Origin of the sequence: Hyalangium sp., assembly GCF_035629615.1 — a bacterium.
In the GTDB taxonomy this organism is placed as follows: domain Bacteria; phylum Myxococcota; class Myxococcia; order Myxococcales; family Myxococcaceae; genus Hyalangium.
On the sequence record NZ_DASPHO010000129.1, the window covers coordinates 1 to 20,432 of the forward strand.

A 20,432-nucleotide genomic window follows, 5' to 3' on the forward strand; every position below is an offset into this window, starting at 1 on the left:
CTGCTGGTGTACCAGACGTCCACGACGAACACGGAGCTTCCCAACATCCTCAAGCAGAGCGGGCTGGAGTGCCGCATCTATGGCCTGCGCAGAGACATCACCGGGGATGTGGTGGACGGCAACCTGATGTACAGGCCCTTCAGCGAGAAGGGCTTCATCGACGATCTGCGCACGGCGCGGGCGGTGGTGGCGGGCGGCGGCTACACGCTGATGAGCGAGGCGGTGTACCTGCACAAGCCCCTGCTCTCCATCCCGGTGGAGGGGCAGTTCGAGCAGGTCATCAACGCGCTCTACCTGGAGAAGCTCGGGTACGGGATGTACACGAAGCAGCTCACGCTGGCGTCGCTGAAGGAGTTCCTGGCGCGCGTGCCGACATGCCAGGAGTCCCTGAAGGGCTACTCGCAGGCGGGGAACACGCAGATCCTGGCGGCCCTGCGTGAGCAACTCGCGCGCGCATACGAGCACCGGGGACACTGGCGCGCCGAGATGTCCGAGCAGGACTGACGCGCCCCGTGGCTCAGCCGAAGAGCTTGTTGATCAGCCACAGCAAGGCGGACTCGGTGGGGCTGTCGTCCAGCTCGCCCCTCGTGCCGTACCGGCCCCTGCCAATGCTCGGCTGGGCGCTGGGGCGGGCCCTGGTCAGCTCCACCTCGAAGGGGGCCGCTCCCTTGGGAGCGCAGCTCCCGCAGTAGAACTTCTCACCCCAGACGAAGGCGTGCACGGGCTTCAGCCTGCGCTTGCAGGACGCGCACCGGGACGGAGTGTGGGGCTGGACCTGCGGGCGCAGATCCAGTCCCTCGTCCCGGTGGGCCTCGGCCGCCTCGTGGAGCTGCTGCAGCTCACCCGCGTCCAGCCCCACACCACTGCACCCCGCGCAGACGTCCACCTTGACTCCGAGCGCCTCGATGACGGGCAGGGGCGCGGTGGCACACCGGGGACACGTAGGGGAAGTGTGACCGCACGTGGGACAGCTCGGCACGTATCGGAGCCGGGTGCTGCATCCTTTGCATATGCCGGGCTGATCCTTCGCCCGCCGCAGCAGGGCGTCCGAGATGGAGCCTCCCATCACCTTGGCGAGGGCTTCGCCCTCGATCCAGACCGCGCCACAGGCCGTGCACTCCTCGCGGGGGAGTCCCTTGAGAAAGGTGGCGCGCATCTGCTCCTGACAGAAAGGACAAGCACTCATGGAAGGCTATCCTACCCGAGGTGGTGATTGACTCGCTCTTCGAGGAATCTCACGATCAGCAGATGGGCACACACCTTCGGTCTCTCTTCTCGATGATGCTGCTGGGTTGTCTCCTCTTCTCCGTGGCGAGGTGCGTGGGAGGGCCGCCGGATGGGCCTCGCCCGGATCCAGGTGGCGAGACGGATGGCGGGACGGATGGCGGGACGAATCCCTCCTGCGGCAACGGGACGATCCAGGCCGGTGAGGCGTGCGACGACGGCAACACGAGCGCCAGCGACGGCTGTGCCGCGGACTGCAAGGCGATAGAGGCCGGCTGGTTCTGCGACACGGCAGGTGCTGCCTGCGTCCGCAACGTGTGCGGGGACGGACGCACCGGGACAGGCGAGGCCTGCGACGACCGCAACACCAGCTCCAACGATGGATGCAGCGCCCAGTGCGCCGTGGAGAACGGATGGACCTGTCCCACGGGCGGCGGCCGTTGCCTCGCAGCCCAGTGCGGTGACGGCGTCATCGCCGGAGACGAGGAGTGCGAGGACGGGGACAGCCCGCCCACGGCGCAGGATGGGTGCAGCGCCACGTGCCGCCTGGAGGCCGGCTACAAGTGTCCCACGGCGGGCCAGGCCTGCGTCCCCACGGTCTGCGGCGATGGCGAGGTGGAGGGGACTGAGCAGTGCGACGACGAGGACAACGACATGGGGGATGGCTGCTCCCCGCTGTGCACGCGCGAGCCCCGGTGCACCAACGGGACGTGCCAGGCGGTGTGCGGGGATGGGGTAATCCTCCCCGGCGACACGACGGAGCAGTGCGATGACGGCAACCTGCGCGCCAACGATGGGTGCTCGCCCACCTGCGTGCTCGAGCCGGGCTTCCAGTGCCAGACCATCGAGCAGGATCCTCCAGCCACGGTGGAGATCCCCGTCGTCTACCGTGACTTCCGCGGCAGGGATTTGACCGGGGGACACACGGACTTCGAGGGTGCCACCGGGAACGAGACGGGGATCGTCGGCGCCCTCTACACCGGGACCCTGGGGGCGGACGGCAAGCCGGTGTACGCGAAGAACCCGGACGGGAGTGGGAGCACCACCACCCACGGACGGGATGCCTTCAACCAGTGGTACCGGGACACCTCCATGAGCAGGACGGTGGTCTCCACGTTGGCGCTGCAGCGGCAGCCCAATGGCGCGTACCTGTATGACAACCAGAACTTCTTCCCGCTGGACGGGCTGGGCTGGGTGGCCGAGGGCCAGGAGAACCCGCGCAACAACAACCACAACTTCCACTTCACCAGCGAGGCGCGCTACTGGTTCGAGTACAAGGGCACCGAGGTGCTCGCGTTCCGTGGGGACGACGACGTCTGGGTCTTCATCAACGGACGCCTGGCGGTGGATCTGGGCGGTGTCCACGGGGCGCAGGATGGTGGCATCACGCTCTCGCAGCGGGCCACGGAGCTGGGCCTCCAGGTGGGCAAGGTGTACGAGGCCGTGGTGTGGCAGGCGGAGCGCCACACCACGCAGTCCTCGTACAAGCTCACCCTCACCAACTTCGTCACCCGCCGCACCGAGTGCGTCAACAGCTGCGGGGACAGTGTCGTCCAGCCGCCCGAGCAGTGCGACAACGGGACGAATGCGGGCGGCTACGGCCAGTGCGCTCCAGGGTGCATCCTCGGCCCGCGCTGCGGCGATGGGGTGGTCCAAGGGGGGAACGGCGAGGAGTGTGACGACGGGAACTCCAACAACAGCGACGCGTGCAACAACAGCTGCCAGGTGATCATCGGCTGAGGCGCGGAGACGACCTGAGAACCTCCCAGCGGCTGCCGTGCGTGCTCCCTCGCCTCCATCCGAGGCGAGGAGCCCCACGCCCAGCCCCGCCGTCGAGGCCAGGCTCGAGCAGCTCCGTCCGCTACTGCACCTGGACCTGTCCGGCCATCGGCGTGCCCGTATTGAAGGTGCTCAGGAGGTTCAGCCGGTCCGCGATGAGGGTCGTGTCGTAGCTCATCGTCGGGTTCAGCAGCACGTTGAGCGCCTCCTGCCCCGTGCCGGCTGCCGCCATCTCCGCCACGTAGTCCGGAGGCGGCGTCACACCCAGGACTCCGCTCTCGTAGTCGCTCACCCACTGCTGCGCGTCTGCATGGAGCAGATCCGCGTCCGCGGCCGTGAAGGTGAGGGTCACCGTGGTACCCTGCGGATTCCCCGAGAAGTTCGAGCCATAGACCTGTGACAGCCCATCCACTGTCCCGCTGTTCACGTTGGGTAGCTCGGCCGAGTAGGTGAACGTGCTCGGGTCGTTCGGCGTGCCGCTCATCGTGTACGAGGCCGAGCCGAGTGTCGTCGTCCACTCGAACTCCTGCCGGCCGTCGTCGTAGTTCGTCAGGATGACTTCGTCGCTGGACAGGGTGCCCTCTCCGAGGCTGACGCCGAGCGACAGCTCCCGGGTCATCTCGCCCGTGTAGATCTGCACGTCCGCCGCGTTGGAGGTGCCGAGCGCGGGATCATTCGGCGGCAGCTCTCCCGTGGCGAGGAACTGATCGTACGCCGCGAGCCCTTCGGGCGTGGAGATGTCGAAGTCCACCTGCCGCGCGCTCTGCTGGCCGAGCGAGACGGTGTCCGTCATCCCAGCGCTGACGCCAAAGGCGGAGATCTCGAGGCCGCCGGCGCGCGACACCGCCTGCGTGGGGCCAATCGTCACGCGGACCGTGTTCTCGTCCACCTTGTTGATGCCGATGGACATGCCGCGCGCTCTCTCAACGCTGTCGCTGATGGTGACGTCGAAGACCCGGCCGATGTTCTCGAAGGTCACCGACATCCCGGTCTGCACGAAGGTCTCTCCGTGCATCATGATGTTGGTGCCCACCGGGAGGTTTTCCGGCTGGAAGGGACTGAGCATCGCCGCGGCCTGCTCGGCCGAGGTGATGCCCTCCGCGGCCGAGCTGGGCACCGTCACCTCGTAGCTGGCGCGTCCGCCCGCGGAGGCCTCGACGGTGCCGGAGACGATGTTCGTCTCCACGCCTGCCTCGGCCTGCACGCCGATCTCTGCCTCCACGGTGAAGGTGGTCATGCCTCCTTGGGAAGTCTGGCTCGTGCCCGCCTGGGCATATCCCGTGACGCTCAGCGAGAAGGGGCCGCCCTCGAGCTCCAGCTGGGCCTCGGCGTTCAGCTCCGCCGACATGCCCTCCGGACTGATGCTCATCGAGGAGCTCATCGTGGCGTCGAAGCCGTCGGTGAAGACGCTGGAGGCGTTGGGCTGGGTGGTCTGAGGCTGGGTCGTCGGGCTCGCGGTGCTGGCGGTGTTCTGCTGCGTGCTCGAGACGCCATTGTTGAAGGGAAGGATGAAGGGCTTGTTGCCTTGGATCGGGCTGGACATGGGGGCCTCAGGTGCAGACTGGGAGTGAAATTGTGGATCCAGAGCCTGGCGACTGCAAACCCCCTATTTGCTCGCCGGGGTCGGAGTCACCCCTTCGACCCGCGTCTTGCCGTCCTTGTCGACCTCGAGCCGCAGGTGTGGGTTGCCCTGGGCGTCGTTGAGGACGATGCTCGCCACGCCATTCTCCACGCCGATGGAGATGCGCTCCTTCCAGTCATAGCGGAAGGTGACGTTGGGCTGTCCCTTGATGAGGCCCACGCACATCGCCTCGTAGCCCTCCTCGCTGTCGAAGCACAGCCCGCGGACACCGATGGAGTCGAGCATGGCGAGCCCTCCGATTTCATGCCCGGACGGGTCCATGAACTGGATGCCGTACGCCTTGATCTGGCGCTTGAGGCCCTGGGGATCGGGCAGCGGCGCGCCAATGCGGATGCGCGCCTGGCCGTGCTCGTCGACGATGTTGAGCTCGCGCACGGACAGGGAGGCGGGGGGGCTGTCGTCGCGGCGCCCTGCCGCAGGGGCGGAGCACGCGACGAGGGCCCAGACGGCGAGGAGAGACGGGAGTGCGACGGGGAAGGTGCGGGGAGGTGTGGGCACGGCAGGCCCTCCTTGGGAGTGTGTATCGCGGCACATCTTCTCTGAGGGAGAGCGGCTCTCGCCAGAGCGCTGAACAGCTCGGTGCCCAATGACAGGCAGGGGCTGGAGCCGCTGTGCCGCTACGGAGCACGCGGCGCGCTGGCGCTGGAGCTCTCAGGTGAGCGGAGCACGACCGTTCGCCTACCGGGGACCTCTTCGAAGCCATGGGGCTGGAGGACTTGCATGCCCTCCTGCCTCTTGGTAGAAGTTGTCCTAACGCCAGCCCTTCGCGGCTGGCGTTGTCGTTTCAAGCGCCAGCCCTTCGCGGTTGGCGTTGTCGTTTCAGGCGCCAGCCCCTCGTGGCTGGCGTTGTCGTTTCAGGCGCCAGCCCTTCGTGGATTCCACCTTACCGAGTGGCGCCCGGCGCCGCTGCGTGCGCGTGTCGCGCCGCTGCGTCGTCGTGCGCAAGAGAGCTCATCATGCGCCGACCCGATCTCGTTCCCGACTGTGGGAACTGCGCCGCGCTTTGCTGCGTCGCGACCTCATTCGAAGCTTCCGACGACTTCGCGTTCGACAAGGCTGCGGGCGTCGGCTGCCGATATTTGATGCGCGACTGCCGCTGCGCGATCCACGACGAGCTCGCCGTGCGCGGCTTCCCCGGGTGTGTCGCGTACGACTGCTATGGCGCCGGCCCGCGCGCGACGCGCGCATTCACCGGCACGCACGACGCCGAGCAACGCAACGAAGCGTTCCTGGTCCTGCGCGTCGTGCACGAGCTGCTCTGGCTGCTGACGGAAGCGGCGAAGCTCTGCCCGTCGTCGCCCGACGACGTCGGGGCGCAGCTCGCACTCGAGATAGAGGTGCTCGATGCGATCGCGCGTGGGCCGGCGCCGGCGCTCCTCGAGGTCGATCTGCGTCCGCATCGCGACGCAGCGCGAGCGCTCTTGCGTCGGGTCGGAGTTGCGATTGGCGACCGACGCCGTGCGGTGCTAGCGCTCGGTCTGGCGCCTCGTGCACCTCCTCCTCGGCCGTGAACTCCATCGGCACGCTGAGATGGAGAGGGTGGGGCATCCGAGCGTGATAGGTTCCCGCGGGCTCAGCGTTACTACGTGGTGGACGTGACAGACGCGGCGAACCCCCAGCCGCTCGGCTCGTACACGTATGACGCCCAGATCTACAACCCCACCCACGCCAACGCGGTGGGCACCTTCGCGGGGAAGACCCTCGCCTTCGAGGGTGGCGAGATGGACAACGCGCACCTGCGCGTCCTGGACGTGTCTAATCCCACCCAGCCGAAGGAGATCGCCTACGCCAACACCTTCCGGGAATCGGATCCGGGTCGCACCGATGGCCTCTTCGTGGGCGCCATTGGCATCCGGGTGCCGAGCGACGGATATGTGTACGTCGTGGACATGACGCGCGGCCTGCTCATCTACCGCGAGCCGTGATCCGGGAGAGAGGGATTGGCCGGAAGGAGCGCTGGGGCCCCCGCGACGGCGCACGTCTTTTGCTGAATCATGAGTGAATCCGGGCACTTCGAGTCCACGGAGAAGTTCCCGGCAGTCCCACCTGTTTCCCGGAGACCTCGCCTGTCTTGGAGACATTTTAGAGACGGAACCAGAGGCGCACCCGAGAGGTTCCCTCGCTTGAGGTCGTGCGGCGTGAACTCGATGAGCCCACTCTGCGGCACCCGCAGGGAGTCCTCAATTTCGCCTATGCTCCCGGGTCCTCCAAGGTAGGCTCGGGGAGGGTACGGTACGCGCGGAGCGTCTGCAGTCCCCGCCGCCGCGCGAGTCGGACGAGGGCGATGCCTTCCACAAAGATGTGAGCCTCAGTCTGGTGGAAGTAAAGGTCGAACAGCCCGGACTTCCGTTCTGCCTCAAGCGCCTTGCATCGGTGCTCGATGATGGCGTTGAGAGCCGCGTTGAAGGCAGCGGCGTCGCCCGTCACCAGGGACTGGGCGGCGTTGAAGCGCTCCGACTCGCCTCCATCCAAGGATCGCTCGAAGGCCTGCATCGTGCCCTCTATGTTCCCGGTGCCGCTCGCTAGGCAGGAGAGCGCCACGTGGTAGTGGAAGTGCTCCTCAGGCTCCATCCGGCGCATCCATTCCCCTGGCAGCAGGGGAAGCATTCGCTCCACCAAGTCGCTGGCCTGAGCAGCCACGGCATCGAAGAAGGGGACGGCCTTGCTTCGCGCTAGGTAGTACGCGTCCCGCTCGGAGCAGCCGCTCCGACGCTCCAGCAGTTCCAGGTAGATGGCCGCGCTCTGGCGCAGGGCCTGGAAGAAGGCCCGCGAGTCCATGTTGGCCAGCATCTCGCTGCATCCGACCTGCCGGATGAATGCGGCGGCCTCCAGCGCGAGCTTCGCATCCGGCCGTTCCGCTAGCGCCTCCAGCCGCTTTGCCGCGAGAAACCCGAGATTGCCTTGGAGGGTATTTGTCTGACGCTGTCCCATTGGTGGCTCCGAAGTGCTCAGCTCACGTCCGCGCCGAGCGGCAGGACGGCCAGCCCGGTGAGCCCCTCGTTCTGGATGGCCTCCACCAAGTCGGAGCGGATGATGATGAAGCGCGTGTACTCGGCGAGTCGGAAGAGCTTGGCGTCCAGGGGGATCTGATCCTCTCGTAGGTAGATGCTCCGGATGCCGTAGATCTTCCCAGGCTTATTTGGGTAGGTCTTGTATCTGGACTTCGCCAAATCGAAGCAGGCGACGCTGCGAAGTAGGTTGACGACGAAGTATCGTTCCTTCACCACCCGGCCCTGCTTGTCGTGGAGGATGAAGGGGAGATACTCGGCGGCCTCCTCTCCCACGCCGTGGGCCATGAGCACTTCCCGCGCGTTCGCGGAGACCTCAAGCACTGCGTCCGAGTTGTCGATGAAGTCGGTCAGCATGTCCCCGGACCGTGGGTGGACGGAGAGTACCGTGGAGGGGGGAAACAGGTTGCCCACCGGGACGGCGTTGGTCAGCCGGTAATAGTGCTCGACCTGATCCGGAAGGTCATGGACTTGGATGGCGCGCTCGTCCGGACTGCTGGACACCGTGAAGTAGCTGTATGCCATGGTTCACCACTTTACCGCGCCGAGCTTGCGCCCGGCAGTCATCCTCTTGGCCTTCTCGAAGAGGGTTTCGGAGATCTCGTCGAATTCGAGCTGGACCTCCCCCGGCTCAGGGTGTTCCTTACCGTCCTTGGTGGCTTCGTCGATCTTGGAGCGAATGGCCTTGAGTTTCTTCGACAAGGAATCTTGGTACTCCTTGTGAGAGGGGATGCCCCAGGGACAGTGCGCGGGCAATCCTACCACCTCGGCGACGATTTCCTGCTGCGGCAGCAGCATCATGTTCAGGCGCTTGTGGATGTTCCAGCGCGACATCAGGACGATCTTGATGACCTGCTCGGAGCGCGCTGTCTCGCCGCCGGCCTTGCCGACGATCCACTCCTCCACTGCGCCAATGGGGATCAGGTGGTGGTAGTTGTGGTCGTACGGGTACCACGCGCCGTGCCCGCCTCGCTTCTCGTCTTGCCGGGGCAGGAAGTTGGGCTGGTCCTTCTTGAGTGGGGGCTTGAGTGGGTTCTTGGGTGGGCTGCCAGGCTCAGGGACGGGGCAGACGTTGATCTTCCAGCCGTCTTCCCGCTTGAGCCAATAGAAGGCCGTCCTGGCGAGATTGACGTACTTCTCGATTCTGAAGCCTTCGGACTTGCGCACGCCTTCCGCAACGACACGCTCCCCGGCGGCCTTGACGTTCTGCAGGGCCGCATCCGTGATGTATTCGCCTTCCTTCACGTAGCCCAGAGTCTCGGCCTTGGAGCGGAAGTCCCCCGAGTACAGCGCGTAGCGGTTACCACCCTCATCCGCCGAGGCATAGAATCCATTGAGCGGGTAGTTGCAGGGATTCTTGTCCCAGCCTCCGTCCTCAATGTGGTGCCTCCAGATGCAGCCGTAGCCGTCCTTGTTGGACTTGTGATTGTTGGAGGGGCCGTCCCAGGTGGTGTGGTCGTCCTTGGGCCCGGTCTTCTGCTTCTTCTTCTTCGGCTTCTCTTCGGCCGGAACGGCCTTGCCCTTCTTGGCGGGAGCCCCCTTGCGCTTCCTGGGGTTCGGCTGCTGCGGCTTTGGGTTGTTGTCCATCGGCCCGCTCCTTTCAGGACTCAGGTGTTGGTATTGACGTTGGCCCGGCGGACGAGCGCCGAGGCCACCGCACCCGAATCTGCCTGGGACCAGACGAGTGCGGTGTCCCCGCTGGCTGGGTTCCGGAGGAAGGTCCGGCAGGCCAGCGCTAGGTGGATGGCTCCGCTGGCGGCCCCCGTGTCGCCTAGGGAGGTGGCAGGCCAGGACTGGCGCACTCCCTGGAAGGGGGGATGTTGGGAGAAGCGCACCAGGGCCGTTCCCCACTGGCGTGCCCTCCACTCCTCGCCATTGAGGTCTCCGTAGATGGTGTGGATTCGGGGTGCCTGGGCGGCCGTGGCTTCGATGGCATGAGCCAGCAGGAGTCCCGGAGGCTCGTCCCGGATTTCCCGTGGAGGCTCCAGGACCTCCACGGCGGTGACGAAACCGGCGGGAACGGCTTGGCGCCGCCGGGCTTCCGCTTCGGACTCTAGCAAAAGCGCCGCCGCCGCCTCTCCCGGCATCAGCCCCACAGGCCGCTCGGGCGTCTTCAGCCTCCGGTGAAAGGCCAGCCACTGCAGCTCATCCTCGCCCACGAGGCTGTCCACTCCCAGCACGAGGGCGCGGCGGACACGCCCGTGGGCGAGGGCTTCGGCGGCCTTGGCCACCGCGCTCAGGACGGACGTGTGTCCCTGTGGCACGAGCCGCTGGTGGTCCGGGGAAATGGCAAGCCCCTCGCGGCGGACCAGCTCGGCGCACAGGCGCGCACCGAGGAGCCGCTGGAGCGCCTCTCCGTCCTCCGCCTCTGCGACCCGAGGATGGGATGTGCCCACCCACAAAGCGGTGTCTCGCCAGAAGCGGGTGTCCGTGGCGTCCAGCCGCCCGTAGGTGAGCAGATCCTGTAGGGCAAGGGAGGCCAGATGGACATAGAGCCCGAGCCCTGCAAAGCCATCTGTCACACCAGTCATGGGGTGTCCCATGACTGCCTCAACGCTCAAGTTCTCACTGCTGGCCACATAGAAGTCCAGTGGAGAGGGGCGCGTGATACCTGCCCGGAGCGACGCACAGGCCGACACCACGTCGTACCCGATGGTGCTGACCAGGCCGAGCCCTGTGATGGCGAGGCGCATGGGAGAAATGGGTGCCACGCTGGGCGCTCAAGAGAGAACAGAGGATCGTGTACCTCAAGGGCAGAAAAGCCGCTTGAGAAGCTTGGGCTGCCGAGGGGTTCAAGAGTAGAGAATGATTGGGGGCGAGGCTGTACCACCTCAGTGGTATTGATGATGCACGGATCTGGATGTCGGGCCTGAGGTGGACCCCATCGTTTAAGACCACTTTTGGGGTTCCGCTATTTGCATCCGAGCCGACGGTGAGAGTGTATTGATACGTCGTCGTCGTGGTGGAGTCGAGGGGGCGTGGGGGAGACTGACAAGCTGTGGAGAACTGTGGAGGGCTGTGGATTGAGGCTGCCCGCTTCAGCACCCCCCCAGCTGGGTAAGGCTCTCGCGCTCCTGCACCGCTTCCAGCGCCACGCGTGCCTTGAACGCTGGGTCAAACCGCTTCCGATTCCTCTGCTTCATGCCGTCCTCCTACGGTAAACGGGGGTCGCCCCATCCTATGGAGAACTCGTCATACCAAACTGACACGCCAGCCGCTTGGAGACGCGAAGCCAAATCCCGCACGAAATCCTCTTTGTCCTCGCTCGCGTGGCTGATGAAGACATCGTGCATCTCGGGAGGGCACGCAGCCGAAATCGCCGTTTCCTTATGCTGAGACGCGATGAGGGCTGTTTGCATGCGCAATTGCTCATCCAGTTGACGCCTCTGGCGCTCACGTTCTTGGTGCGCTCTTTTGTCGGAGTCGGCGATCTTCTTACGCTCCTGTTGCTCCTCGCTGGATAAACGGTCCTGCTGGCGACTGAGATCAGCCGACTTACTCGCAACGCTTTTGGCGAGGTTGGCACGCTTCTTCGAGACAGCCGCGAGTTCTTTCTGTGCCTGCTCGACTGCGCGGAGGTACGATGATGCCGAAGAGATTGAGGTCGCGCGCTGCGCTCGAGCGGCCGCTTGGTTTATCTTCGCAGTGAGTTCCGCCTCCTTCTTCGCTTCTGTTGCATCCTTAGCTTTCAGATCGGCGATATCGCTCTGCAGGTAGGCAACCGTGCTGCGTGTCGAGGAGATGGACATCGGGCGTTCCTATGATTCTTGCGGAATGCGGAACAACCGTAGGGCAAGTCGGCCATTCTGCAAAGACGCCGATGCGGGCCGGCGGGTGCCCATGACGAAGCGGCTGGCAGCCAATCGGCATCTGAAGGGAACGCGTGTCCTCTACCGCAACAACGGCCAACGGGCGACCCGGACGGTTGTCTCCCGCAGGATGGAGAAGGCGCAGAAGAGGGCTGGGTTGCCGGTGACACGAGCGCTCCACATTCTCCGGCACACCTTCTGCTCGCGGCTGGCGATGCGAGGGGCACCTGCCAAGGCCCTCCAGGGTTGGCCGGGCACGAGAACCTCTCCACCACTCAGCGGTACATGCACCTGTCTTCGGCGGCCAAGGGCGCAGCGTTTGGCCTGCTAGATGAGTACGGGACCTCAACCCGTAACCCGAGTCAGTGGATGGGGACCTCGGTCTCGTTGTTGCGCTGGGCGGCCCGGCGCGAGAGCTCGGTGAGCCAGGAGCGCGTCAGCGGTGTCTCGCTCTGGCTGCCCGTGAAACGCTCCGGGTGGCTGTCCTGTGGCAGCTGCCGGTTCACGTACGCCAGCAGCGACGCCGTCAGGTTCGGCGCCAGTGCGCGCGCCACAGCCCCCAGCTTCGCCGGCAGGCCCACCAACACCTCCGCGTCTCCTCGCCTGCACGCCTCGATGATCTTCTTCGCCGCCCGCTCTGCGTTGATCGACAGGCCTGGCAGTGAGTCGCTCACGTAGAACCACGCGTACTCCTTCTCGTGGTCGCCCTTGAACGTGGCGTTGCGCGGGCTGCCCGTGCGCATCAGCCCCGGGCACACCGTCGTCACCTTGATGCCATCCTGCGCCAGCTCCGCCCGCATCCCGTCCGACAGGCCCACCAGCGCGAACTTGCTCGCGCTGTACGGCACCAGGTGAGGCACGCTCACCTTCCCGCCAATGGACGAGATGTTGACGATGCGCCCCTCGCTGCGCCGCTTCATCTCCGGCAGCACCGCCAGCGTCGTGTAGAGCGGCGCCCACAGGTGCGTGGCGATGGCCTCCTCGAAGTCCTCGATCGTCATCGACTCGAGCGGACCCGTCTGGATGATGCCCGCATTGTTTACCAGCACGTCCACCGCGCCGAACCGCTCGTGCACCGCGGAGACCATGGCCTCCACCTGCACCGGCTCCGTCACATCACACGGCACCGCGAGCACCTCTCCGCCCAGGTGCTCCAGCTCCGTCCGCGCCCGCTGGAGCGTGGTCTCCTCCCGGCCGCAGATGACCACCCGCGCCCCCTCCTTCAGGAAGTCGCGCGCGAGGATCAACCCCAGCCCTCGGGAGCCCCCCGTGATGAGCACCGTCTTGTCCCGGAAGCTCAGGCGCGGGCGCACCAGGGCGCGCAGCCCCAGCGCCAGGCCGACGCCCGCGGCCGTCAGCGTGCCCAGGGTGAGACGGGGGAATTCCTTCGTGTGGCGCTCGGCCATGGCTCAGACTCCATGAGGGTTCGTGGGCTGGGGGACAAGGGCTCGGCTCAGGGCGCGAACGCTCCCGTGCTCGCATCAGGCCCGGTGAGGCGATCGAGGACCATCCGCACCTCTTCCAGCTGCTCGGGTGTGAAGGCGTGCAGCCGGAGGATGCCCTGCGTGTCGAAGACCAGGTACCCCGGGTGGGAGTCCACGCCGTACGCCTGGGCCATGGAGCCATCATCCACCGCGATGGGGTGCCGCAGCCCGTGCCTCCGAGCGAAGAACTCCACGGCGTTGGTGTCGCGCAGCTCGTCCTCCGAGTGCGTTACGTCCACTCCGATGACCACCAGCCCCCTGGGGCCATACTCGAGTATCCAGTCCTGCACCTGGGCCAGCTGTCCAATACAGTCCTCACAGTCCATGGACCAGAAGTGCAGCAGGACCGGGCGGCCGCGCAGCTGCGAGACATGGACGGGGGCGTTGATCCAGCCCCCATCGGGATCCAGCAGCGTGAGGGGAATGTGGTGCTCATCGTCTAAGGCCATGGGAGTGCTCCGCGAAAAGACGTTTGACCGGACGTGACTCAAGCTATGCATCGGGGGTCGGCGTCCCCCATGCCGGCCCCAGGCCGGGCTCGTCTGCCTGGGTGGAGGGGAGAGGAGGCGCCCAGGCAGCCAGGCAGCCAGGCAGCCAGCCGGCGCTAGAGGAGGACACTCCGTGCGAATTCCTGACTTCAAGCTGGAGCGCTACTTCTCGCGGTGGGAGTTCTCCGCGCCCTACCTGCTGTGCACCTCGGACATCGAGGGCTGGCGCATGTCGGAGCTGCTGGAGCTCGCCGATCCCGAGGCCCGGGCCCGGTGGGAGTCCCTGACGCTCGGCTACACCGAGTCCACCGGCCTGGCTGCCCTGCGCGAGGCCATCGCCAGCCTCTACCCAGGGCTGTCCGCCGGGCAGGTGCTGACCTTCGCTGGCGCCGAGGAGGCCGTGTTTGTCCTGATGAACGTGCTGCTCGGGGCAGGCGACCATGCCGTGGTGACATGGCCGGGCTACCAGTCCCTCCATGAGGTGGCGCGGGCCACCGGCGCGGAGGTGACGCTGCTCCCCCTGAAGGAGGAAGAGGGCTGGGAGCTGGACCTCGGCGCCGTGCGACAGGCGCTCCGGCCGAACACCCGGCTGCTCGTGGTGAACTTCCCTCACAACCCCACGGGGGCGCTGCCGGGGCCCGCGACTTTTGAGGCGCTGTGCGCGCTCGCCGTGGAGCGCGACATCTATCTGTTGTCCGATGAGGTGTACCGCCTGCTGGAGCACGCGCCGGCCCGGACGCTGCCCGCGGCGGTGGAGCGCACCTCGCGGGGCATCAGCCTGGGGGTGATGTCCAAGGCGTTCGGGCTGGCGGGCTTGCGGGTGGGGTGGCTGGCGTGCCGGGACGCGGAGCTGCTGCGCCGGTGTGAGGCGTACAAGGACTACACCACCATCTGCAACAGCGCCCCCAGTGAGGTGCTCTCGCTGATCGCCCTGCGCGCCCGGGAGAAGGTGCTGGCACGCAGCCGAGCCATCCTCGACGACAACCTGAAGCGGCTGGACGCCTTCTTCGCGCGCCGCGCGGACACCTTCCACTGGGTGCGGCCCCGCGCGGGCAGCGTGGCCTTCCCGCGCCTGCTGTGGGACATGCCCGTGGCCGCGTTCTGCCAGGCCCTCGTCGAGCGCGAGGGCGTGCTGCTGCTCCCAGGAGACGTCTACGACTTCCCGGGCAACCACTTCCGGCTGGGGCTGGGACGCACCCAGCTCCCGGAGGCGCTCGCGCGGCTGGAGCGCTTCTGCGATGCAACCTCCGGCTGAGGCTCGCATGACGCCGCCGAACGAGTGCCCGCTCATGATCAGAAGGCCCCACTCTGCCCTTTTGGGTACTTGCGAACCATGGATCGGTGGGGAAGCTTGCCTCCAGCGATGGGCACCCTGGTGAGCCAGCTGGCGGATGTGCTTGAGGCGAAGTGCGAGGAGCTCACCCAGCGCTGGGCGGACCAGCTCTTCGCCGCCGGTGTGCCCGAGTCCCTCCATCGTGAGGACGTCATCGATTCGATGGGGGAGTTCCTCACGGAGCTGGTCGAGGCGCTGCGCCGGGAGCAGGGCTTGCACCCGCACTCCCAGTCGGCGGAGGCGAGTGCCATCGCCAAGGGGCACGGCAAGCAGCGCTTCGGCTTGGGGTACGACCTGGGGGCCGTCATGCGCGAGTACGGCACGCTGCGTGACATCCTCTTCCAGCTCATCGAAGAGAGGGGGCTCTCGCCGAGCGTCCGGGAGTTCCGCGTCCTCTCCCAGTACCTCACGGCGGGAGTCTCGGACTCGGCCACTCAGTACGCCCTCGAGCGGGAGGAGGCCCTTCGCAAGCAGACGGCCACGCACCTGGGCTTCCTCGCCCACGAGCTGCGCAACCCGCTGTCCTCCATCCGCCTCTCCCTGGCCACGCTGCAGCACCGGGGGGAGCTGCCGCAGGGGCGCGCCATGGAGCGCGTCCACCAGGGGCTGCAGCGGCTGAGTGAGCTCATTGACAACTCTCTGGTGGAGATTCGGATCGCGGCCCTCCCAGGGGTGCGGCGCGAGGAGGTGGCCATCGACGAGCTGCTCCACGCCCTCGAGGAGGAATCCGCTGCGGAGGTGGAGAGCAGGGGCCTGAGGGTGTCCGTTGAGGTGGAGCCTGGGCTGCGCCTGAGTGCGGATCCGCGGCTGTTGCACTCGGCGCTCTCCAACCTGGTGCGCAACGCGGTGAAGTTCACCCATGAGGGGGGCGCCATCTACCTGAGGGCCAAGAAGGACGACACTCGCATGGTCCTGGAGGTGGAGGACGAATGCGGGGGGCTGCCAGAGGGCAAGGTGCAGAGCCTCTTCAATCCCTTCGTCCAGGTCGGGAAGGACCGGAGCGGCTTCGGCTTGGGCCTGGCCATCGCCAAGCAGGCCGTGGAGGCCCACCAGGGCGAGCTGCGCGTCCACAACCTGCCGGGCAAGGGCTGCGTCTTCGTTCTGGATCTCCCCAAGGATCCAATTCCTCCCAAAGAGTAGGCAGCGCTGCGCCAGGGTGGGGCGCGCTTCACCCTGGGTTTTCCGAGACCATTGACGCGCCGGGCCAGATTGTTCACGACAAACTCAGTGTGCGCGGACTCTCGCTTTTCCAGGGAGTGGGAGCGTAGATTGCGCGCGCTCTCTTGCCGGGCCTCTGGCCGGGCGGGGGCTCTCTCTCTCGCAGCCTTGAGCCGGAGGCGCTCGCATGAAGACGCTGATCAGCACAATCCTTGTCGCAGCCACGATCCTGGTAGCCCCTGAGGCTGCCGCCACCAACTACACGCTGTGGATCCACGGCCGGAACGGCGGCTCCACGCAGGCCGGCAACTATGGCGACTTCAGCTACTGGGGCCCCAGCTCCACCGCGGCCGGCGTGAACAAGAAGGCCGTCAACTGGGATGGGCGCCAGAGGATCGGCGGCCAGAACTACCGCGTCCGCGATGCCCTGGACTGCTTCTGCACGGGGGCCAACTGGTGCTACATCGCCGCTCACAGCGCCGGCAACCTGCAGATCGGCTACGCGCTGTCGCTGTACGGCGGCTCGGCCCGCTACAAGAAGAACGCCGTCCCCAACTCCAGCGGCGTGTGCGGCAACACGGACGGCACCACGCAGACGGGCTGGAACATCCGGTGGGTGGACGTGGCCTCGGGCGCGGGCGGCGGCAGCGAGCTGGCGGACCACGGTGACTGGGCCATGAGCGAGCCGCTGGTGAGCGACCTGGTGACCACCACGGCGCGCGCCATGTACAACCACAACACCACGCGCTCGGTGTGGTTCTACATGTTCGCAGGCTCCAAGGGCACGGCCTACTCGGGCATCCTCCCGGGCCAGGACGATGAGGCGGTGGCCTACCACACCACGGGCGGCGTCTCCGGCAGCTCGGGTGGCTCCTACTGCAACCCCGGTGACTGGTTCTGCGGCGGCACGCTCAACACGGGCACCGCCGCGTGCAGCGACGGCCGCGCCAAGTGGAGCTACCACACGGTGGAGTTGCGCGATGACGGCGAGTCCTACAACCACTACGCCAACGGCAACTGGGGTGGCATCGTCGGCCCCGTGCGCTCGGACATCGTGACGTACGCCAAGTAGTCCGCCATGGCCGTGAACAGTCCCACTCCGCCTCCCTCCTCCCCGCCAAGCCGCGCGCTGTGGTTGTTGGCGCTCGTGCCGCTCGTGCTCGGCGGGGTGGGGTGGTGGAGCTGGGGGCCAGGTGAGGCTGGGCCGGACGAGGCGGAAGCGGCCTCGTCTTCGCCTGGAGCAGGGCAGACTGCGGGGGCTCCAGGTTCGCGGGCCTCGGCAGTGGCGCCTTCGCCGGGTGCGCCTGGCAAGGTGGCTACGACGGTCGCGACACCACCTCGCTCTCGTGAAGAGGAGGAGCGCGAGGCGCAGCGCATGCTCTGGGAGAAGCGGCTGGAGCGGGCGAAGTTCTCGCGTGACACGTACATCCAGGGCACGCGCTACCCGCCGGAGTCCCGGCACATCCGCGAGCACCCGGATCAGGAGCAGCCTGCGGCACCGGAGCGCACGCGATCGCTGAAGCGTGACAGCGCGGACGTGCAGCTCCGGCTGAAGCAGGACAAGGTCTTCGTCGCCGGGGACGAGGTGGTGACCTTCAGCGTGGGCTGTGAGGGCCAGACCCGCCAGCCGCTGCCGTGCCAGGTGACGAATGCCATGGCGCACGAGGCGGAGCACATGCTCGGGGGGCAGCCCCCCTTGGCCGCGGTGCCGCTGGTCTTCGTGGATGACGGTACCCAGGGAGATGCGCTGGCCCGGGACGGCATGCTCACCGCCAGCTTCCAGCCCTCCAAGCAGGGCTTCCCGCTGTTCTCCGGCACGCTGCGCATCTCGTTCCAGGTGCGCTCGGGCAGCTCGGAGGGGAGTGCCTTCTTCGACATCCTCTATACGCCCGTGCCTCCCGCGCGCTTCACCGGCAAGGTGCGCGAGGTGGTGGAGCGCGGCTCGCTGCAGCTGTACCTGGGGATTCAGGTGCGCATGGCCGGGCGCTATGTGGTGGCTGGGCGCGTGGATGACGAGGCCGGGGTGCCGTTCGCCTACGTGTCCTTCAACGAGGAGCTCCCAGAGGGCGCGCAGGAAGTGAAGCTCACGGTCTTTGGCAAGCTCATCCTGGACGAGGCGCCCACGTTCCCGCTGAAGCTGCGAGACGTGGAGGGCTTCCTGCTCAAGGAGAGCGGGGATCCGGACCGCGAGCTGCTGACGGCACTGCGGGGCTACGTGCACACCACGCGCGAGCACCCCAACAATGTCTTCTCCTCCGAGGAGTGGCAGAGCGAGGAGCGCTCCCGCTACATCAACGAGTTCACCAAGGACGTGGACGAGGCCCAGAAGGAACTGGACGCGCTCACGGGGAAGCCGGGAGCTCCCTGAGCGAGTGTTCCGGATGGCCGAGGGAGCGCGGCGAGTCAGTACTGCACGCCGTCCAGCTTCTCGAGGGTGGCCTTGATGGCTTCTGGGGTGGTGCCGCTGCGCTTGGCCAGTGCTGGAGCCGCGAACGTCACAGCGACTGTTGACGGTGGATCCTCCGCAAAACCCTCCACCTCGATTCGACCAATGTCCCCAGGCCACTGGACGGTGCGGAGTTCATGGTACCGCTGCTTCGGCTCAAGAACGGTGAAGCAAGGCCAGGGAGGGAAGCGCAGGGTGCGGACGTCACACTCAAGGAACCGGCACCCGTCCAGTTGCGCAGCGGTGAAGTCGCAATCCTGGATGTGGCCCGGTGGCAAGGAGTCAGGCCAGAGCCCGAAGTCGTTGCCGCCAAGGCGCCCGGTGAAGCGACACCCTTCCAAGCGGGCATGCTCCCAACGAAAGTTCTTCAACTCCTTCTTCACGTTGAAAGTGCAGTTGATGAAGTGTGCCTGGGGAATGACCAAGTTGCGTCCAGAGACTCTAAGGATGAGCGTGCAGTCCTTGAGCGTCAGATCCGGGCCTAGGAAGTAGACGACGCCAGGATGGAGTTCGAGCCGCTCGTTCTCAATGACCCGGTTCTCAAGATTGACTTGGCTCACAACCGCGCTCCGATCAGAAGGAGATGAGACGGAAGAGTTCCTCCGCCATGCGCCGACCGTGCATCTCCATATTCCATTTTGTGCCCGAGAGGATCTCGTACTGAAGCCCCGTCGCGGGGTCGACCGCATCAACCCCCTTGTTCGGGCTCCACCGCAGCTGCGTGAACTGATCTCTCAGCTGCTTTTCCACGAACCTCCCGCGGGCCATGCGCTCCTGGAGGTGTGCCTTCAAGTACTGACCTTGCTCTCTGGCTCGTCGGATGGCGGTGCGCTCCGGTCCGCTGAGTTGGCCCGGATTCCAGTTCTTGGCGGCTTGCCGCGCTGCGGCCTGGAGCTGATCGCCTACTGGGTCCGCCGCTGGGATCTTCTTCAACGATGTGTTGGCCGGCACGTGCCAGCGCTGGCCGTTGATGAAGACCTGCAGGTTGCCGAGATGGTGGCGGATGATCGTGACCACCGAGCGTGAACCGGTGGCTGTCGCAGCCCCCTCGGCAGCAGCGGTGCGCCCCAGCACGGAGAAGGTGCCTTCGGAGGAGATGGCCACCTCCTCCACCTGGGCGACCTTCTGCAACGACACTCCCTGAGCCTCCGCTCGCGCCGCCGCGCGCGAGAAGGCGGGCAACTGGGGAAGCTTCTTCGCGAACTTCGCTACCGTGCCACCCAGCGCAGCCGTGACCAGCATGACCAGCACGCGTGACGTGTTGTCCCCCAGGACGCGGCCGTACTTCTCTCCGGCCGCGCGCACCTGGGTCACGGAGGAGGCGCCGTCTACCTCCCTCGCCAGACGCGCCCAGCCGTCCATGAGGTTCCAGACGGTGCCGACGCCCAGCCAGGCGATGAGGCCCACGGTCAGCGCAGCGGCCAGGACTTTGGACACGGGCTCGGGCAGTACCCACATCATGAGGTACACGGCACAGGTCCACACGATCATGGAAAGCACGGCCGCGGGCTCCACCATCTCCTTCAGGGAGTGCTTGATCTGTTGGAGCGCCGGAGCCAGGCCGATGGCCAGCGCCAGGACGCGAGCATCCTCGCGGGTCAAAGAGGGGCCATCGGTCTGCAGACGCAGGCAGTCCGCGCCAGCGCTCAGCTCATGGCAGACGCGCGCGTACTCGCGATTGAGCTCCTCGGCGAGGGAGGAATCCAGCCGGCTGTTCTCGTCCAGTGGCGTCAGGCGGACCACGCGGCCCGCCTCGACCTCTGCCAGCAGGCTGCTCTCCATGGGCTGGGACAACATCCACTGTGCCGACTCCTTGGGGAGAGCGGAGAGCGGCACCTCAGGAAGCATCGTCCTCATCGCGCGGTGGAAATCCTCCCGGGCTACCTCCTCGGGCCCTGAGTCCGGGTCGCTCACGGTGAAGCGGTGTGCCTCGTATCGGAGGGCGGCCAGCTCCCGCTCATAGGGGTCAATGTCCGCAGGGAGCGGGTGAGGCGTTGTGGCGCAGGCGGTCAGTAGTGCCAAAGCGAGCGCATCCAGGCGGCAGCCTTTCACAGGGAACCT

21 protein-coding genes are annotated in these 20,432 nt (G+C 66.6%); 9 read left to right on the forward strand and 12 right to left on the reverse strand.

Features of this window, described 5'->3' with window-relative positions; genetic code table 11:
* A partial coding sequence (locus VD972_RS06265) for a glycosyltransferase family protein (protein WP_324982209.1) occupies nt 1–504 on the forward strand: 504 nt, incomplete at its 5' end.
* 13 nt (nt 505–517) lie between these two features.
* On the opposite strand, the gene VD972_RS06270 is transcribed toward VD972_RS06265, so the two are convergent.
* Nucleotides 518–1,186 carry a zf-TFIIB domain-containing protein gene (locus VD972_RS06270; protein ID WP_324982212.1) on the reverse strand — a complete coding sequence of 223 codons (669 nt, stop codon included), beginning with the start codon at nt 1,184–1,186 and terminating at the stop codon, nt 518–520.
* A 62-nt stretch (nt 1,187–1,248) separates the two neighbouring features.
* Between VD972_RS06270 and VD972_RS06275 the strand changes: the two genes are divergently transcribed.
* On the forward strand, nt 1,249–2,964 hold the full coding sequence (locus VD972_RS06275) for a DUF4215 domain-containing protein (RefSeq protein ID WP_324982215.1): 1,716 nt from the start codon (nt 1,249–1,251) through the stop codon (nt 2,962–2,964).
* A gap of 121 nt (nt 2,965–3,085) precedes the next feature.
* Here the strand turns inward: VD972_RS06275 and VD972_RS06280 are convergent, their stop codons facing one another.
* Together VD972_RS06280 and VD972_RS06285 are read right to left on the reverse strand one after the other, a co-directional pair.
* Entirely contained in the window at nt 3,086–4,546 is a 1,461-nt protein-coding gene (locus VD972_RS06280) for a hypothetical protein (RefSeq protein ID WP_324982218.1), read from the reverse strand.
* A gap of 63 nt (nt 4,547–4,609) precedes the next feature.
* Nucleotides 4,610–5,179: a hypothetical protein gene (locus VD972_RS06285; RefSeq protein WP_414653993.1), complete on the reverse strand. Its 570-nt coding sequence runs from the start codon at nt 5,177–5,179 to the stop codon at nt 4,610–4,612.
* A 422-nt stretch (nt 5,180–5,601) separates the two neighbouring features.
* Here VD972_RS06285 and VD972_RS06290 point away from each other — a divergent pair, with 422 nt between their 5' ends.
* Together VD972_RS06290 and VD972_RS06295 are read left to right on the forward strand one after the other, a co-directional pair.
* The gene (locus VD972_RS06290) at nt 5,602–6,156 is read left to right on the forward strand and encodes a hypothetical protein (protein ID WP_324982223.1); all 555 of its coding nucleotides are present in this window, start codon (nt 5,602–5,604) and stop codon (nt 6,154–6,156) included.
* A gap of 84 nt (nt 6,157–6,240) precedes the next feature.
* Nucleotides 6,241–6,570 (forward strand): hypothetical protein, encoded by a 330-nt coding sequence (locus VD972_RS06295; RefSeq protein ID WP_324982226.1) that lies wholly within the window; start codon nt 6,241–6,243, stop codon nt 6,568–6,570.
* A 265-nt stretch (nt 6,571–6,835) separates the two neighbouring features.
* Here VD972_RS06295 and VD972_RS06300 read toward each other — a convergent pair whose 3' ends face one another.
* From VD972_RS06300 to VD972_RS06320, 5 genes are all read right to left on the reverse strand, one after another.
* The gene (locus tag VD972_RS06300; RefSeq protein WP_324982229.1) at nt 6,836–7,576 is read right to left on the reverse strand and encodes a hypothetical protein; all 741 of its coding nucleotides are present in this window, start codon (nt 7,574–7,576) and stop codon (nt 6,836–6,838) included.
* Between the two features lie 17 nt (nt 7,577–7,593).
* Nucleotides 7,594–8,178: an imm11 family protein gene (locus VD972_RS06305; protein ID WP_324982232.1), complete on the reverse strand. Its 585-nt coding sequence runs from the start codon at nt 8,176–8,178 to the stop codon at nt 7,594–7,596.
* Between the two features lie 3 nt (nt 8,179–8,181).
* Complete coding sequence (locus VD972_RS06310) at nt 8,182–9,240, reverse strand: hypothetical protein (protein WP_324982235.1); 1,059 nt, start codon at nt 9,238–9,240, stop codon at nt 8,182–8,184.
* Nucleotides 9,241–9,260: 20 nt separating this feature from the next.
* On the reverse strand, nt 9,261–10,364 hold the full coding sequence (locus VD972_RS06315; RefSeq protein WP_324982238.1) for a hypothetical protein: 1,104 nt from the start codon (nt 10,362–10,364) through the stop codon (nt 9,261–9,263).
* 441 nt (nt 10,365–10,805) lie between these two features.
* The gene (locus VD972_RS06320) at nt 10,806–11,402 is read right to left on the reverse strand and encodes a toll/interleukin-1 receptor domain-containing protein (RefSeq protein WP_324982241.1); all 597 of its coding nucleotides are present in this window, start codon (nt 11,400–11,402) and stop codon (nt 10,806–10,808) included.
* Nucleotides 11,403–11,493: 91 nt separating this feature from the next.
* On the opposite strand from VD972_RS06320, the gene VD972_RS06325 reads away from it, so the two are divergent.
* Nucleotides 11,494–11,793 (forward strand): tyrosine-type recombinase/integrase, encoded by a 300-nt coding sequence (locus tag VD972_RS06325; RefSeq protein WP_324982244.1) that lies wholly within the window; start codon nt 11,494–11,496, stop codon nt 11,791–11,793.
* 31 nt (nt 11,794–11,824) lie between these two features.
* On the opposite strand, the gene VD972_RS06330 is transcribed toward VD972_RS06325, so the two are convergent.
* Together VD972_RS06330 and VD972_RS06335 are read right to left on the reverse strand one after the other, a co-directional pair.
* Complete coding sequence (locus VD972_RS06330; RefSeq protein WP_324982247.1) at nt 11,825–12,868, reverse strand: SDR family oxidoreductase; 1,044 nt, start codon at nt 12,866–12,868, stop codon at nt 11,825–11,827.
* Between the two features lie 47 nt (nt 12,869–12,915).
* Nucleotides 12,916–13,395 (reverse strand): TlpA disulfide reductase family protein, encoded by a 480-nt coding sequence (locus tag VD972_RS06335; RefSeq protein WP_324982249.1) that lies wholly within the window; start codon nt 13,393–13,395, stop codon nt 12,916–12,918.
* A 172-nt stretch (nt 13,396–13,567) separates the two neighbouring features.
* Between VD972_RS06335 and VD972_RS06340 the strand changes: the two genes are divergently transcribed.
* The 4 genes from VD972_RS06340 (at nt 13,568) to VD972_RS06355 (ending at nt 18,293) form a co-directional block, all read left to right on the forward strand.
* Complete coding sequence (locus VD972_RS06340; protein WP_324982252.1) at nt 13,568–14,689, forward strand: aminotransferase class I/II-fold pyridoxal phosphate-dependent enzyme; 1,122 nt, start codon at nt 13,568–13,570, stop codon at nt 14,687–14,689.
* A gap of 108 nt (nt 14,690–14,797) precedes the next feature.
* Entirely contained in the window at nt 14,798–15,907 is a 1,110-nt protein-coding gene (locus tag VD972_RS06345; protein ID WP_324982255.1) for a sensor histidine kinase, read from the forward strand.
* Nucleotides 15,908–16,112: 205 nt separating this feature from the next.
* A complete protein-coding gene (locus VD972_RS06350) occupies nt 16,113–16,997 on the forward strand; it encodes a hypothetical protein (RefSeq protein WP_324982258.1) in 885 nt (294 codons plus the stop codon).
* A 6-nt stretch (nt 16,998–17,003) separates the two neighbouring features.
* Nucleotides 17,004–18,293, forward strand: coding sequence for a hypothetical protein (locus VD972_RS06355; RefSeq protein WP_324982261.1), 1,290 nt, complete (start codon nt 17,004–17,006; stop codon nt 18,291–18,293).
* A 35-nt stretch (nt 18,294–18,328) separates the two neighbouring features.
* Here the strand turns inward: VD972_RS06355 and VD972_RS06360 are convergent, their stop codons facing one another.
* Complete coding sequence (locus VD972_RS06360; protein ID WP_324982264.1) at nt 18,329–18,931, reverse strand: hypothetical protein; 603 nt, start codon at nt 18,929–18,931, stop codon at nt 18,329–18,331.
* A gap of 13 nt (nt 18,932–18,944) precedes the next feature.
* Nucleotides 18,945–20,393 (reverse strand): hypothetical protein, encoded by a 1,449-nt coding sequence (locus VD972_RS06365; protein WP_324982267.1) that lies wholly within the window; start codon nt 20,391–20,393, stop codon nt 18,945–18,947.
* Between the last annotated feature and the right edge of the window lie 39 nt (nt 20,394–20,432).